The sequence below is a fragment of the Piscinibacter sp. HJYY11 genome (assembly GCF_016735515.1).
GTDB lineage: Bacteria > Pseudomonadota > Gammaproteobacteria > Burkholderiales > Burkholderiaceae_C > Rhizobacter.
In genome coordinates, this window is record NZ_JAERQZ010000001.1 from 503,457 (window position 1) to 518,464 (window position 15,008).

Annotated in this window: 13 protein-coding genes; 7 read left to right on the forward strand and 6 right to left on the reverse strand. The window is 70.3% G+C overall.

Annotated elements, in window-relative coordinates:
• Nucleotides 1-293: 293 nt before the first annotated feature.
• Together JI745_RS02295 and JI745_RS02300 are read left to right on the forward strand one after the other, a co-directional pair.
• Entirely contained in the window at nucleotides 294-2,126 is a 1,833-nt protein-coding gene (locus JI745_RS02295; RefSeq protein ID WP_310738449.1) for a DUF1800 domain-containing protein, read from the forward strand.
• Entirely contained in the window at nucleotides 2,123-3,667 is a 1,545-nt protein-coding gene (locus JI745_RS02300) for a DUF1501 domain-containing protein (RefSeq protein ID WP_201803430.1), read from the forward strand. Before JI745_RS02295 ends, JI745_RS02300 begins: the two co-directional genes overlap by 4 nt.
• Here JI745_RS02300 and JI745_RS02305 read toward each other — a convergent pair.
• The gene (locus tag JI745_RS02305; protein ID WP_201803432.1) at nucleotides 3,664-4,830 is read right to left on the reverse strand and encodes an MFS transporter; all 1,167 of its coding nucleotides are present in this window, start codon (nucleotides 4,828-4,830) and stop codon (nucleotides 3,664-3,666) included. The genes JI745_RS02300 and JI745_RS02305 overlap by 4 nt on opposite strands.
• Nucleotides 4,831-4,939: 109 nt before the next feature.
• Between JI745_RS02305 and JI745_RS02310 the strand changes: the two genes are divergently transcribed.
• The 4 genes from JI745_RS02310 to JI745_RS02325 all read left to right on the forward strand — a co-directional run bounded on the left by JI745_RS02310 (nucleotide 4,940) and on the right by JI745_RS02325 (nucleotide 7,789).
• Nucleotides 4,940-5,218 carry a hypothetical protein gene (locus tag JI745_RS02310; protein ID WP_201803434.1) on the forward strand — a complete coding sequence of 93 codons (279 nt, stop codon included), beginning with the start codon at nucleotides 4,940-4,942 and terminating at the stop codon, nucleotides 5,216-5,218.
• Nucleotides 5,215-5,664 (forward strand): helix-turn-helix domain-containing protein, encoded by a 450-nt coding sequence (locus JI745_RS02315; RefSeq protein WP_201803435.1) that lies wholly within the window; start codon nucleotides 5,215-5,217, stop codon nucleotides 5,662-5,664. The genes JI745_RS02310 and JI745_RS02315 overlap by 4 nt, the downstream gene beginning before the upstream one ends.
• A 131-nt stretch (nucleotides 5,665-5,795) precedes the next feature.
• Nucleotides 5,796-7,499 (forward strand): alpha/beta hydrolase domain-containing protein, encoded by a 1,704-nt coding sequence (locus JI745_RS02320; RefSeq protein ID WP_201803437.1) that lies wholly within the window; start codon nucleotides 5,796-5,798, stop codon nucleotides 7,497-7,499.
• Between the two features lie 101 nt (nucleotides 7,500-7,600).
• Nucleotides 7,601-7,789, forward strand: a complete 189-nt coding sequence (locus JI745_RS02325; RefSeq protein ID WP_201803439.1) for a DUF3606 domain-containing protein — start codon at nucleotides 7,601-7,603, stop codon at nucleotides 7,787-7,789.
• 15 nt (nucleotides 7,790-7,804) lie between these two features.
• Here JI745_RS02325 and JI745_RS02330 read toward each other — a convergent pair whose 3' ends face one another.
• Nucleotides 7,805-8,500, reverse strand: a complete 696-nt coding sequence (locus JI745_RS02330; RefSeq protein WP_236674877.1) for an extracellular solute-binding protein — start codon at nucleotides 8,498-8,500, stop codon at nucleotides 7,805-7,807.
• A 137-nt stretch (nucleotides 8,501-8,637) separates the two neighbouring features.
• Here JI745_RS02330 and JI745_RS02335 point away from each other — a divergent pair, with 137 nt between their 5' ends.
• Nucleotides 8,638-9,111: a cupin domain-containing protein gene (locus tag JI745_RS02335; RefSeq protein WP_201803441.1), complete on the forward strand. Its 474-nt coding sequence runs from the start codon at nucleotides 8,638-8,640 to the stop codon at nucleotides 9,109-9,111.
• A gap of 7 nt (nucleotides 9,112-9,118) precedes the next feature.
• Here JI745_RS02335 and JI745_RS02340 read toward each other — a convergent pair whose 3' ends face one another.
• The 4 genes from JI745_RS02340 to JI745_RS02355 all read right to left on the reverse strand — a co-directional run bounded on the left by JI745_RS02340 (nucleotide 9,119) and on the right by JI745_RS02355 (nucleotide 14,991).
• Nucleotides 9,119-9,742, reverse strand: coding sequence for a redoxin domain-containing protein (locus tag JI745_RS02340; RefSeq protein WP_201803443.1), 624 nt, complete (start codon nucleotides 9,740-9,742; stop codon nucleotides 9,119-9,121).
• 25 nt (nucleotides 9,743-9,767) lie between these two features.
• On the reverse strand, nucleotides 9,768-11,885 hold the full coding sequence (locus JI745_RS02345; protein WP_201803444.1) for a protein-disulfide reductase DsbD: 2,118 nt from the start codon (nucleotides 11,883-11,885) through the stop codon (nucleotides 9,768-9,770).
• A 177-nt stretch (nucleotides 11,886-12,062) separates the two neighbouring features.
• Nucleotides 12,063-14,021, reverse strand: a complete 1,959-nt coding sequence (locus JI745_RS02350) for an alkyl/aryl-sulfatase (protein ID WP_201803446.1) — start codon at nucleotides 14,019-14,021, stop codon at nucleotides 12,063-12,065.
• A 4-nt stretch (nucleotides 14,022-14,025) separates the two neighbouring features.
• The gene (locus JI745_RS02355) at nucleotides 14,026-14,991 is read right to left on the reverse strand and encodes a tripartite tricarboxylate transporter substrate binding protein (protein ID WP_201803447.1); all 966 of its coding nucleotides are present in this window, start codon (nucleotides 14,989-14,991) and stop codon (nucleotides 14,026-14,028) included.
• Between the last annotated feature and the right edge of the window lie 17 nt (nucleotides 14,992-15,008).

Consider the following 15,008-nt stretch of genomic DNA (forward strand, 5'->3'; position numbering starts at 1 on the left):
TCATCCGAGGGTCTGTGCGGAGCGCTGGTGCTGCACTGCGCGCCGACCCTCGCAAAGTGCGTACAAGTTGTGCGCCAGCGCCGGCGTCCACCGGGCGGGGCATCGCCTGAAAAGAGGCCGTTTCCGCCCGCTGCTGCAACGCACGCCGCACCTGCCCCGCGAGAACAATCGCGAGCGGCACAAGAGAAGCGTCAACACGCGCCCGTCGTGCGAGTTTTCAAGCAGTAGCCTCGACGGTGGACGATGTGTTGACGATCAAAGCGCAAGCCATGCGCTGTGGGTGCAGTGCGCGTGTGAAACGCGTCACAGCGATGATGATGACGGCCGCTGTGCTGGCCGCGTGCGGTGGCGGTGGTGGCGGTGGAGGCGGTGGAGGCCCGGCGGATGCGGGTGACACGACCGCGCCGAGCCCGAGCCCTGTGACGCCGCCTGCGCCCGAGCCCAGCCCGGCGCCGAGCCCGGCGCCTGCGCCTGCCCCGATTCCGGCTCCGCCGCCGGCCCCCGCCCCGGCGCCAGACCGCCACGCGGCGGCCCGCTTCCTCACGCAGGCCAGCTTCGGCCCGAACGACGCTTCCATCCAGCGTGTGCAAGCCCTCGGCTACGCCGGCTGGATCGACGAGCAGTTCGCCACCCCGGCCAGCTCGCACGTCGCGAACTGGGACGCGCTGACCGCCATGCTCCGCACGGCCAACGCCAGCGCGTGGGCCGGGCAGGACGGCGTCTTCAATTCCTTCTGGCGCACCGCCGTGACCGGCGACGACCAGCTGCGCCAGCGCGTGGCCTTCGCGCTGTCCGAGATCATGGTGATCTCGATGCAGGACACCTTCGTCGGCAACGACCCGCGCGCCGTGGCGCACTACCTCGACATGCTTGCCACGCGCGGCAGCGGCCGCTACCGCGACCTCCTCGAAGGCGTGGCGCTGCACCCGATGATGGGCCGCTACTTGAGCTCGCTCGGCAACCGCAAGGCCGACACCCGCACCGGCCGCGTGCCCGACGAAAACTTCGCCCGCGAGGTGATGCAGCTCTTCAGCATCGGCCTCTACCGGTTGAACACCGACGGCACGCAGCAGCTCGCCGACGGCAAGCCGATCGAGACCTACGGCCCGGCCGACATCACCGGCCTCGCGCGTGTGTTCACCGGCTGGAGCTGGGCCTGCCCGGTGGCGCCCACCGCCACCAACCACACCTGCTTCTCCACCGGCTCGGTGAGCGTGAGCGGCACCTCGCGCAGCGACCCCGAGCGCTCGATCAAGCCGATGATCAACTACCCCGGCATGCACGCGCCGGAAGAGAAGCGCTTCCTCGGCGCGGTGGTGCCCGCCAACACCGACGGCCCCGAGAGCCTGCGCATCGCGCTCGACACGCTGGCCAGCCACCCCAACGTGGCGCCGTTCATCTCGCGCCAGCTCATCCAGCGCCTGGTGAGCAGCAACCCGAGCCCGGGTTATGTGCGCGACGTGGCCCAGGTCTTCCACGCGACCGGCGGCGACCTGAAGGCGGTGGTCAAGGCCCTGCTGCTGCACCCCGAAGCGCGCACGCCCACGGCGACGGGTGGCAAGGTGCGCGAGCCGCTGCTGCGGCTGACCGCGTACTTCCGCGCGTTCAATGCGCGGTCGGACGGCGGCCACTGGCGCATCGGCAACACCGACGACCCGGCCACGCGGCTCGGCCAGTCGGCGTTCCGCTCGCCGTCGGTCTTCAATTTCTTCCGCCCCGGCTACGTGCAGCCCGGCTCGGCCGCGGCCCAGGCGGGCCTCGTCGCGCCCGAGCTGCAGGTGCTGCACGAGACCAGCGCGGCCGGCTACGTGAGCTACCTGCGCAGCGTGGTGTTCAGCGGCGTGGGCGTGGTCAACGGTGCGCCATACAACCGTGCCGACGTGCAGCCCGACTACAGCGCCGAGCTCGCCATCGCCGACAGGCCCGCCGAGCTCGTGGACCGGCTCGACGCCAAGCTCATGCACGGCAGCATGCCGCCGGCGCTCAAGGCCGAGATCGTGGCCGCCGTGGCGAGCGTGCCCATCCAGACCCACAGCCAGGCCGCCATCGACCTCGGCAAGAAGGTGCGCGTGAGTTCGGCCGTGCTGCTCACGCTGGCCTCGCCCGAATTCCAGGTGCAGAAATGACGACGAAGCGTCTCCACTTCCCGACCGGCGCCTCGCGGCGGCTCTTCCTGCGCCAGGCATCGGCCTTTGCCGGCCTGGGCGCAGCGGCCCCGTTTGCGCTGAACCTCGCGGCGCTCGGCTCCGCGGCCGCGCAGACGGCGAGCGACTACAAGGCGCTGGTTTGCGTGTTCCTGCACGGGGGCAACGACTCCATGAACATGGTGCTGCCCACCGACGCCGCGTCGTGGGCCGCCTACACCTCGGTGCGCAACCAGCTGCCCGACTCCATCGCGCTGCTCGCGCCCGGCACCGCGCCGGTGGCGAGCGCCTCCGCCGGCTCGCCGCAGCGGCTGGGCGGCGTGTTGCCCATCGGGCCGTTGAACCCGCAGGGCCGCAGCTTCGCGCTGCACCCGATGCTGGCCACGCTGCAGACGCTCTTCAACGACGAGAAGCGCCTGGCCATCGTGCCCAACGCCGGCCCGCTGGTGCTGCCCACCACCAAGGCGCAGTACGCCAACAGCCTGTACCCGAAGCCTGCGCACCTCTTCTCGCACAACGACCAGGCCAACATGTGGCAGTCGTTCCAGCCCGAAGGCGCGACCAAGGGGTGGGGTGGCCTGATGGCGGATCTCCTGGCGGCGCAGAACGGCCGCTCCGTCTTCACCTCGATCTCGACCTCGGGCAACGCGGTCTGGCTCTCGGGCGACCGGGTGCGCCAGTACCAGGTGAGCGCGAGCGGCGCGATCCGCATGGCCACCTCTGGCAGCACAAATGCGATCTACGGCCAGCTCGGCGTGGGCGAGGCGCTGCGCCGCGTGGTGCGCAGCACCCGCGGCACGCACCCGCTGGAGCGTGACCTTGCCGACATCAACAACCGCTCGATCGAGGCCGAGGAGATCCTCCGCCTGGCGATGAAGGATGCGAGCCACCCGCTCTTCGGCACGCCCAACGTCAGCCCCGATCCCAAGCTGCTCTACGACAACCCGCTCACTGGCGGCAAGGCGATCAACCACCTCGCCCAGCAACTTCAGACGGTCGCCCGCATGATCGACGCCAGCGCCTCCGCCGGCATCCAGGCGAAGCGGCAGATCTTCTTCGTGAGCCTCGGCGGCTTCGACACCCATGACAACCAGAACCGCGCGCACGCCAACCTCTACGCGATGCTGGCGCACGGTCTGCGCTACTTCGACACCACGCTCGGTGCGATGGGCCTGCGCGACAGCGTGACCGCGTTCACCGCCTCCGACTTCGGCCGCACCTTCACGAGCAACGGCGACGGCACCGACCACGGCTGGGGCGCCCACCATTTCCTGATGGGCGGCGCGGTCAAGGGGGGCGACCTCTACGGCCGCTTCCCGACCCTCGGCATGCGCAACGCCAACAGCAACGCCTTCGACAGCAGCCCCGACCAGGTCGGCAACGGCACGCTGATCCCCGGCACCTCGGTCGAGCAGATCGGCGCCACGCTGGCGCGCTGGTTCGGCCTGAGCGAGAACCAAACCCTGATGGTCTTCCCGGGGCTGCGCAACTTCAGCGAGCGCAACCTCGGCTTCATGCGCTAGCCGGCTTCGGCCGGCACACGCAGCGCCAGCACGAGGCTCGCGACAGAGAGCCCCAACATTGTCGCCACCACGGCGGACAGCCCCGCCTGTTGGAGGTAGGGCGCAACCCCTTGCGTCGCCATGGCGCTGGCCACGAGCAGCATCAGCACCATCGCGGCCGAAGCGCGGCCCATCTGCGCCATGGGCACGCGCAAGGCCTCGCTGAACGCTGCAGGCCCGCGGATGCCGAGCGTGCCGCAAAAGGCGATCCAGAACGCGAGCACCCAGCCGAAGCCGAGCGATGCATGCGACCAGGCCCACCAGAAGGTCGCGCACAGCAGCAGGTGGAGCCAGGCGCCGAGCCGCACGGCCCGCACTGCACCGAGCCGCGCGCTGATCCGCCCCGACTGGCTCGCCATCACGATGAAGGCAGCCACGCCGCACACCTGCGCGGTGGCGAAGGCGCCGTCGCCCCGGCCCATCACCGCCTGCAGCACCTGCGGCCCGCTGCCCACGAAGCACAGGAGCGCCGCGAAGCACAGCGCGTGAGAGAGCGCGAGCTTGAGGTAGCGGGTGTTGCGCAGCAGCGTGCCGTAGCCGCTGGGGGCGCTCTCGTCGTGCTGAGGCAGGCGTGCAGGCGTGGCGGCCAGCGCGAACGGCATCGACACCAGCGACACGACCCCGATCACTGCGAAGGTCACGCGCCAGTCGGTGACGAGCAGCAACGCCGTGCCCAGCACCGGCCCCGCCGCGGGGATCACCGCTTCGATCATGGAGATGGCGGCGATGCCGCGCACGCCGTCCTTGTCGGGCAACGTGGCGCGGATCACGGTCGGCGAGACCACGGTCGCCGCTCCGGCAGCAATGCCCTGAAGCAGCCGCATGGCCAGCAGCGACCACAGTTCGGGTGCAATCGCGCAACCGAAGCTCGCCACGATGAGCGTCCACAGGCCGAGGCGCACGCAGGCCCGCGGCCCGAAGCGGTGCAGCGCCTCGCCCCACAGCAATTGAGAGGCTGCCAGCCCGGCCAGGAAGACCGCGATGGTCGCCTGGCCCTGAGCCACCGTGAGGCCGAGGCCGCGCTGCATGGCCGGCACTGCGGGCAGGTAGAGATCCATCGCCAGCAGCCCGGTACAGGTGATGACGGCGAGGGGGAGGATGGTGCGGACGCTGGCAATGGACATCGGGGCAGTTTGCCGCACGAGTGGCGGCATCCAATCACGCTACCGCTTGCTCCTCAAGCCACTTGAGCATCTACCTTCCGGGCCTGTTCGTTCACTGGAAGGAGTTGCCATGAAGTTCTGGAAGGCCGGTCTCGGCGTCGGTGCTGCCTGTGCAGCGTGTTGTGCCATTCCCTTGCTGGGCATGGCGGGCGTGGCGGGTGGTCTGGCCGCCTTTGGCGCGGCGCTGTGGGCTTGCATTGCCGAGCTGGGCCTGGTCGTGCTGGCGCTCGGTGCCGTCGGCGTGGGGGTGTTGATCGCCTGGCGTCGGCGGCAAGCGCGGCGCTGTGCGCCCCGGGCAACAAGCTGCGACTGCAGCTCGTCGTGCAGCACGGCCAAAATCGGCGCATGAACCCTTCGCTTTCGCTCTCGATCGGCGTGCTCGCGCAGCAGACCGGTTGCACCGTGCCCACCATCCGCTACTACGAAGAGATCGGCCTGCTGCCGATCGGGCCACGCACCGAGGCCGGCCGCCGGTTCTACGGCCAGGGCGCAGTGCGGCGCCTGACCTTCATCCGCCGCTGCCGCGACTTCGGGTTCTCGATCGAGCAGGTGCGCGAGCTGGTCGGCCTCGTCGATGCGCCAGACCGTCCCTGTGCCGAGCTGCGCGACATCACCGCGAAGCACTTGCAGGCCCTGCGCGCGAAGCTCAGCGAGCTGCAGGCGCTGGAAGCGAGCATGGCCAGGTTCGTCGGCAACTGCGACGCCGCCTGCGCCGGCGGTGCCACCGTCGACTGCACGATCCTCGAAGACCTCGGCGGACCGGTGCCTCCGCATGCCCCACGTGCTTGTTGTTAGCCACGCCTGAATACCCAGGTACACCAAGCGGTGTACTCAAGCCAAGACCGCCCCAGAAGCACTAGATTCGCGCGCCTTTGAAACGGTTCATCACCGTCGAGGTTTCATCCACCCACACAAGGGAGACAAGCGTGACTCTGCAGCTCATGGCGCGTGCGCGTGCCGTCGTTCATGGAGCCTGTGCCGCCGCCGTGCTGGCAACGGGCCTTCTCATCCACCCAGGCGGCGAGGCCGCGGTGCCCAGCCCCACGGTGGTCGGGCCCGTGCCCTCCCAGGCCCCGGGCAGCGCCTCGCGTGACTACCCGTGGATGTCGACGATGCACAACCTCGCCGCGGTCGGCTACGTCGAGGAGGAGTACTTCATTGAAGGCACGGCCAACCGCTACAACACCGCGGTGCCGCTGGGCACCAACGGCTCGGTCGTCAGCAGCGGCCACCCGTACCGCACGCGCATCCTCGTGCGCCGCCCGGTGAGCCCGTGGAAGTTCAACGGCACCGTGCTCGCCGAGTGGCAGAACGTGACCGCCGGCTACGACCTCGACGCGATGTGGGGCGCCTCGTTCGAGCACATCACCCGCTCGGGCTACGCGTGGGTGGGCATCTCGGCCCAGCGCGTGGGCGTGCAGGGCACGCCCAACGGCCTGCGGAACTGGAGCACCACGCGCTACGGCACGCTCGACGTGACGGCCGGCGGCACGGTGGTCGACGACTCGCTCTCCTACGACATCTACGCCCAGGCGCTGCAGGCGCTGCGCCAGCCGACCGGCGTGCGCCCGCTCGGCAAGCTGGAGGCAAAACGGGTGCTCGCGATCGGCGCGTCGCAATCGGCGGGGCGGCTGCAGGTGTTCATCAACGCGCTGCACCCGCTGATCGGCGACCCGGTCGATGCCTACCTGCTCTACATCGGCGGCGGCCGGGTGCGCAGCGACCTCACGGTGCCGATCTTCAAGCTGATCTCCGAGACCGACGTGCCGCCGCAGGTGGCGAGCCGGCAACCCGACACGCCGCTGTTCCGTTTCTGGGAGGTGGCCGGCACCAGCCACTCGGGCCGCCGCACCGTGCTCAACACGCGGCCGCTGCTCGCACGCGACGGCGTGGCGCCCACGGTCGGCGACTGCGCCCGCCCGCCGTACCCGCGCGTGCCCATCCAGTACGTCATCAACGCGGTCTACGACCACATGGTGCGCTGGGTGCGCGATGGGGTGCAGCCGCCGAGCGCACCGCCCATCACCACCGAAGGTGCGGTGATCCAGCGTGACGCGTACGGCAACGCGCTCGGCGGCATCCGCCTCGCGGAGTTCGCGGTGCCCACCGCGCTCAACAGCGGCGCCAACACCGGCGCGGCCTTCTGCATCCTGTATGGCACCTACATCCCGTTCGAGCAGAGCCTGATCGACCAGCTCTACCCCACGCACGGCAGCTATGTGGCGCCGGTCTTCACGCAGGCCCACGACACCGTGCGCGACGGCTACGTGCTCTGGCAGGACGCGCTGCGCACCAAGCACCTCGCCGCGCATTCCATCGTGGGCCACGGCACGCCGTGCAGCGCCACCTGCCGCGCCGCGCAGGACCTGCTGGAGGCGAGCTACTTCTACCTCTACACCAGCGGCGCCGACGACGAACTGACGCACAAGGTGATTCGCGTCATCAAGGCCCTGTCGCGCGGCGATGCCACCGGCGGGCAGACGCAGGCGGTCGCCCACAAGCTCGTGCGCCACACGCTCAACGACTACATCGACGACGTGCAGCGGCTGCAGGCGAAGGGCCGCCTCTCGCAGGTGTCGGCCAGCGAGCTGGTGAACGGGGCCAGCGCCATCCTGGCGACGCTGCCCTGAATCGGCGCCTTCCTACTTCGCGGTCGCGCCTGGGCTGACAGCCAGGGTGCGGCCGCCGTTCTACCTTGTGGCGTCCGTTTGTCACTACAAAGGAGCCAAGCATGTCCGACAGCAAGGAAAAGAGCGGCGGCCAGGACCGCAAGCGCATCAACATCAACCAGGACTACGAGGTGCGCGACTGGGCCAAGGCGCTCAACACGACGCCCGAGAAGCTCAAGGAAGCGGTGAAGCAGGTCGGCGACCGCGCCGAGGCGGTCGAGCGCCACCTGAAGGGGCGCGACGCGAAGTAGGCGAGCGAAGGGCGCTCAGCCCTTCGGCGCGTCCATCCCGTGCCGGCGCTTGAGCTCGGCCGTGCTGTCGGCCGACATGAAGTCGAGCACCGCATGCGCCTGCGGATGCTGCGCCTTGGCGGCCACGGCGCCGGTGAAGGTGGTGGTGATGGCCAGCCCCGGCGGCATGCCGCCGACGAGCGTGATGCCGTCCAGGTTCATCAGCTCGCTCAACTGCTGGAAGCCGAGGGCCACCTCGCCACTGGCGACGAGCGATCCCACCGGCACACCGGCGCGCGCCTGCACCAGGCGGGGCTTGAGTGTTTCGGCCAGGCCCCAGCGCTCGAAGAGTTTCAGCAAGGCCGTGCCGCTCGGGCCGGTCGAGTAGCCGATCGACGCAGCCTCCAGCACCGCGCGGCGCAGCGCGTCTTCGGAGGCGATGTCGGGCACGGGCACGCCCGCCCGCACGGCGATCGCGACCGACGAATCGACGATCGGGCGGCGGCTCGCGGCCAGCACATGGCCGGCCGCCGCGAGCTTGTCGATTGCATCGCTGGCCAGGAAGACGAGATCGAAGGCCTCACCCGCTTCCACGCGCCTGGCCGCGTCCACGCCGCCCACGGATTCGACCTGCACCTCCACGCCGTGCGCCTGCTGGTAGAGGCTCGCCAGCTCGGCCAGCACCTGGCGGGTGGCCATCGAGGAAATTGCGCGCAAGGGGGTGGTGCTCATGCGGATGCCGAAGAAGTGCCGAAGGAGCGACGATTCTGGGCGCGCACCAGGCCATCGCCTAGCAGGGGCTCGTCCTAGCTGATATGCACGAACGGCATGGCAGCGCCAGAATCAAGCGCAGCCACAGGAGCCTGACGATGAGCGACGACCCTTCCCACGATCCGCGCTGGAAGCACGACGGCGTGCGCGTGGTGCCCGCCGATTCGCTCGACGCCAACACCGCACAGACGCCCGGCATGGACCGCAAGGCCGCCATCAACTTCGCGCGCGTCGGTGCGCAGAAGCTGTGGGCCGGTACGGTGCACATCCACGCCAATGCCAAGACCGGCGCGCATCACCACGGGCCGCTCGAGAGCGTGATCTACGTGGTGAAGGGCCGGGCGCGCATGCGCTGGGGCGAGCAGCTCGAGTTCACCGCCGAGGCCGGCCCGGGCGACTTCATCTACGTGCCGCCCTTCGTGCCGCACCAGGAGATCAACGCCAGCCGCACCGAGACGCTCGAGTGCGTGCTGGTGCGAAGCGATGGCGAGGCGGTGGCCGTCAACCTCGACATCGAGCCGGCCGAGCCGCCGGAAGAGGTGCGCTGGGTCGACCCCACGCACCCTGGGTGACGCGGCCTCAGTCGCCGTACTTCACCGAGCAGCCATAGGGCCGGGTGTTCGCCTGCGCCACCTTGCGGTTGGCCGCCACGTCGGCGAGGGCCAGCTTGACGTAGTTGTCGGCCTTGGGGATGTCGCTCGCGTTGCTGCTGGGGATGCTGTCGATGCCGCCCTTGTAGACGAGGTTGCCGGCGGCGTTGATCACGTAGAGGTGCGGCGTGGTGCGGGCCTCGTAGGCCTTGCCCACCTTGCCGTCGCTGTCGAGCAGCACCGCGGTCGGGGCCGCGCCGCGCTGCTGGTTGAGCTTCAGCGCCTCAGGCCCGCTCACATGGCCCTGCGAGCCGGGGTACGACGAGATCACCTGCAGCCACACCACGCCGTTGGCGGTGGCTTCCTTCTGCAGCTTGGGGATGTTGCCGCTCTGGTCGTAGTGCTTGCGCACGAACGGGCACTCGTGGTTCGTCCACTCGAGCACCACCGTCTTGCCCTTGTAGGCCGAGAGGCTCACCGGCTTGCCGTCGGCACCTTGCACGGTGAAGGCCGGCGCCGGCTGGTCGAGCGTGGCCACTGCGTGGGCGGCGAAGGGAACGAAGGCCCAGGCCGTGGCGAGGGCGAGCAGGCATTGGCGGCGGAAGTGGGTCATGGAGTCCTCCTGTGGAAAAAGGCGGTCAGGGTGAAGCCGGCGCCTTCAGCGCCGCGAGAACGAGATCGGGGGTCAGCAGCTGGGGCAGCACCTGCGGCTGCGCCTGTGCGCCCGGCGGGTAGAAGAGGTAGAGCGGCACCCCGCTGCGGCCGTGCTCGGCGAGCAGCTTGGTGATGCGCTCGTCGCCGCGCGTCCAATCGCCCTTGAGGCGCGTGATGCCGGCCTGGCGGAACGCGTCGTCCACATGCGCGGGCGAGAGCGCCACCCGTTCGTTGACGAGGCAGGTGATGCACCAGTCGGCGGTGAGGTTCACGAAGACCGGCTTGCCTTCCTGCCGCAGCGTGGCCAGGCGCTCGGGGGTGTAGGGCTCCCAGCCACCGTGGGCCGCGGCGGTGGTGGCCTGGGGCGCGTTGGTCGTGCCCGTCACGCCGAGCGTGCCGAAGCCCACGGCGCCCACCACCAGCAAGGTCGCGATGGCCGCAGACGCATGGCGACCCCGCGGGCCGAGGTCACGCGTGTTGCTGTAGAGCCAGGCCGCGAGGGCCAGGCCGATCGCACCGGCAAGCGCGACGGCCAGCGCTTCCGGGCCCGCCTGGCGCGCCAGCACCCAGGCCAGCCACGCGGCGCTCGCATACATCGGGAAGGCAAGGGCCTGTTTCAGCCGGTCCATCCACGCGCCGGGGCGGGGCAGGCGGCGTTGCAGCGCAGGCCATTCGCACAGCAGCAGGTAGGGAAGGGCGAGGCCCAGGCCGAGGGCGAGGAACACGGCCAGCGTCACCCCCGCCGGCTGCGTGACCGCATAGCCGATCGCCACACCCATGAAAGGCGCGGTGCACGGCGTGGCCACCACGGTCGCGAGCACGCCGGTGAAGAAGCTGCCGCGCAAGCCCGGCTGCGACGCGAGCCCCTGGCCGATGCCGGCGGCGCTGCCGCCGAGGTTCACCACGCCCGAGAGGCTCAGGCCCACCGCAAACATCAGCAGGGCGACCAGCAGCACGAACACCGGCGACTGGAACTGGAAGCCCCAGCCCACGCTGTCGCCGCCGGCCTTGAGCGCGATGAGCACCCCCGCGAGCGCCGCGAAGCTTGCCAGCACGCCGGCGAGATACGCGAGCCCGTGCAGCCGCACCACGCGGCGTGAACCCTGTGCCGTGTGCAGCAGCGAGAGCACCTTGATCGTGAGCACCGGGAACACGCAGGGCATCAGGTTGAGGATCAGGCCGCCGAGCAGCGCGAGGCCGAGGGCCAGCCACAGCGAGGGCTGATCGGCCGACGGCGCTGAAGCGGCTGCCGTGCCGGGCGCCGCAGCCGACACCGGCACCGGCGTGAGCGAGGCCGGGTCGTGGCCGATGGCAAGCGACTGCACGGGCTTGCCGTCCTTCAGCAGCACGAGCACGCCGTCGACATCGTCGCCGGCTTTCGGTGCGTTGTCGCCCGGCGTGATGACGAGCCTGGCCTGCTGAAGCTGCTGCGGCTCGGCGTGGGCGACGAGGCCCCACTTGCGCGCGAAGAAATAGGCGCCGTCGTGGGCGGGCGCGGCCTTGGGCACGGCGAGCTGCAGCTTGCCGCCGTCGAGCTGCCAGCTGGCGGGCTCGCCACGCTGAGGCACACGCGCCTGGGCTTGCTGCAGCAACGAGGCATCGCCACTCGGCGTGGCGGCGGTGCCAACCGGCAGCGTCAACGACAGCGTGGCGTTTTGCGGGATGCAGACGTCGTTGCACACCAGCCAGTCGACTTTTGCCTTCAGCTCGAAACGATCGCCATCGCGCAGCCCCGTGGGCACCTGCACGACCGAGGGCAGCGTCACCTCGTCGGCATAGCCGTAGTTGGTGATCGGGCCGAGGCTGTAGCGCGAGGGCGTGGGCCAGTGGATGGGGCTTGCGGTGGCACCGGCCGGCAGCGTCCAGGCGATGGTGGTGGGCAGGCCCGAGTCGCCGGGGTTGACCCAGTAGGTGTGCCAGTGGGGAATGATCTTCTGCTGCAAGCCGACCAGCAGCGACTGGCCGGGTTGCACGGTGGCCGCGGCCGAGACGAGGCGCACCTCGACCTGCTCGGTCTTCGCTGTGGCCTGCGCATGCGCCACGCACGGGGCGGCGAGGGCCAGCAGCAGGGCCGGCCAGAGGGTCGAGGCATTCAGAGGCATGTGGAAACGGGAAGTGCCGGGGCGTGCCCGGCTTCGACCGCGCACAGCGGCGGATGTTGCACTTTCAGCAGCGTCCTCTCAAGGATTGCGGGATTCGAGCCAGATCGCCTGCGGTAGTTCAACAAGCTCGGTTCTGGCGGGGGCAGGGTGCAAGTCCTGCGCCACCGCCCGGTCGGCTCATTGGGGCTCGACGAGCGGGAAGACGCGGTCGAAGCGGTCGAGCATCGCGAAGAGCGCCGCCACCCGGCGGGCGTCGCCGTCGATGCGCACCAGGCCGCCTTGCAGCGCCGCCTGCAGGGTGGTGCGCTGCTGGGCGATGTCGTCGAGCGTCGTGCGCGCCAGCGTCAGGGTGGCGTGGGCCTGCGGGTCCTGCGCGCCCGGCACGTGGGTGAGGGCGCTGTTTTCCAGGTTGAGCAGGTGCTGCTGGTTCGTGTCGGTGAAGCGCCAGTTGAGCACGATGCGCTGGCCGTCTGCCTTGGCCGCGTCGAACCGCACGCCGAGGGAGTCGAAGAAGAGGCCGAGCGGCAGCGCACGCGCCATGTCGCCCGACTGCGGCCCGCGTGCGGGCAGGCGCGGCACGCCGTGGCGCAGCTCGGCGGCGCCTTGCAGGAAGGCGTTGCGCGCGGTGGCCGACTCCTGCTGGTAGCCGAGCTGCTCGTAGGCGTCGGCCGCGAGCGCACGGGCCTCGCGGTGGGCCGGATCGGCGTAGACGAGCTGCGAGGCGACCTGCGCCACCCAGCGGTATTCGCCGCGGGCGAAGTCTTCGCGCGCCCGGCGCAGCACGGCGTCTGCGCCGCCCATGTACTCGACGGCCTTGCGCGCTGCCGCCACCGGCGGCAGCGCTTCCAGCCGTGCCGGGTTGCCGTCGTAGTGGCCGAGATAGCGCTGGTAGACGGCGCGCACGTTGTGCTTGAGGTGGCCGTAGAACGGGCGCGTCGACCACTCGGTGGCGAGCGACGGCGGAAGCTGGAGGCGATCGGCCGCCTCGTCGGCTGGCACGCCGTGGTTCATCAGCCGCACGCTCTGGTCGTGCAGGTACTTGTAGGCGTCGCGCTGTTTCCGCAGCATGGCCTGCAGCCGGTCGTGGCCCCAGACGGGCCAATGGTGCTGGGCGATGAGGATGTCGCTCTCGTTGCCGAAGCGCTGCAGCGCCTCGCCGATGTGGCGAGACCAGGCCAGCGCATCGCGCACCTGCGCCCCGCGCATGGGCAGCAGGTTGTGCAGGTTCTGCGTCACGATCTCGGCCATGTTGAGCACGCGCAGCTGCGGGAAGTGCATGACCATCTCGGCCGGTGCCTCGGCCTCCGGCGTGAGCGCGAACACGATGTCGATGCCGTCGATGCGAAGCCGTTCGACGGGCTGCGACACCAGCCGCGTCGGTGCGATCAGGCTCACCGTGCCGGGCGGCCCGGCCTTGCCGAGCCCCGCGTCGACCTGGCCCCGTTCGCCACGCGGCAGCAGCGTGCCGAACTGGTAATGCGAGCGGCGGGCCATCGCCGGGCCGGCGATCACGTTCTCGCCCACGGCTTCTTCGAGGAAGCCGGCCGGTGCGATGACCTGCACTCGCCCGGCCGTCACCTCGGCCTCGTCGACCACGCCGCGCACGCCGCCGAAGTGATCGGCATGGCTGTGGGTGTAGACCACGGCCACCACCGGCTTGCGCGGGCGGTGCTTGAAATAGAGCGAGAGGCCGGCGCGTGCCGTCTCCACCGAGAGCAGGGGGTCGATGACGATCAGGCCGCTGTCGCCTTCGACGATGGTCATGTTGGCCAGGTCGAGCCCGCGCAGCTGGTAGAGGCGGTCGGTGACCTTGAAGAGACCATTCGCGAGGTTGAGCCGCGCATGGCGCCACAGCGCCGGGTTGACGGTGTCGGGGGCTTCTTCGCGCTGCAGGAAGTCGTAGTCGCGCAGGCGCCAGATCGGGCGGCCGCCCGGGCCTTCGACGACGAGGTCGGTGGCGTCTTCGATCAGGCCGCGCGTCGCGTCATCGAAGGCCTGTCGTCCGTCGGCGGGCAAGGTCGCGCGGGCGGCGTGCTGCAGGACCCACGTGGCCTCGGTGGCAGGCTTGGGCTGGGCGCTGGCGGCGCCGACGGCGAAGAGCCACGCCGCCATGGCGGCGGTGCGCAGGAGGCTCATGCTGTCACTGCGCCTCGAGCCTGGCCGCCTTCATCATGCGCTCGGCCAGCGCGATTTCGGCGCGCAGCCCCTCGGTGAATTCGGCGGGAGTGCTGGGCGTGATGTTGCCGCCCATGTTTTCGAGCTTGGTCTTGACCGCCGGGTCGGCGAGCACCTTGTTGAGCACCTCGCCGATGCGCTTGACCACCGGCTGCGGCGTGCCGGCCGGCACGGCCAGCCCGCCCATCGACACCAGCTCCACCGGCACGCCGGCTTCGGCCAGCGTGGGCACGTTGGGCAGGCGCGGGTGGCGCTTGGGCGAGGTGATGGCCAGCGGCACCAATTTGCCCGACTGGATGTGCGGCAGCACCACCGAGGTGATGGCCAGCGTGAACTCGACCTGCCTGCCGATGGCGGCATTGGCCGACTCCGCTGCGCCCTTGTAGGGCACGTGCACGGCTTCAATGCCGGCCGTGCTGAGCATCAGCTCGGCGCCCATGTGCGCCGGCGAGCCGATGCCGCCGGTGCCATAGGAGAGCTTGCCCGGCTCGCGCTTGCTGATGTCGATCAGGTCGCGCATCGACTTGAGCGGCGAGCCGACGGCGGTGACGATGGTGAGGTCGGAGGTGCCGATGCGACCGATGTGGATGAAGTCCTTCATCACGTCGAAGCCCGGCTTCTTGTACATGCGCATGCTGGTCGACATGGGCGAGCCGGAGTACACCCAGGTGTAGCCATCGGCGGCCGAGCGGGCGGCGGCCTGCGCGCCGAGGTTGCCGGCCACGCCGGGCTTGTTCTCCACGACGATGGTCTGCTTGAGCACGTCCGCCATCGCATCGGCCACCACGCGCACGGTCTGGTCGGGCGAGGTGCCGGCCTGGTAGGGCACGATCCACTTGATGGGCTTGGTGGGCCAGGCGTCGCTGGCGTGGGCGGCCAAGGCGCTGCTCAGGCCGAGGGCGAGCAGGGCACGGCGGGTGATGGCATTCATGGTCTTGTCTCCTGGTC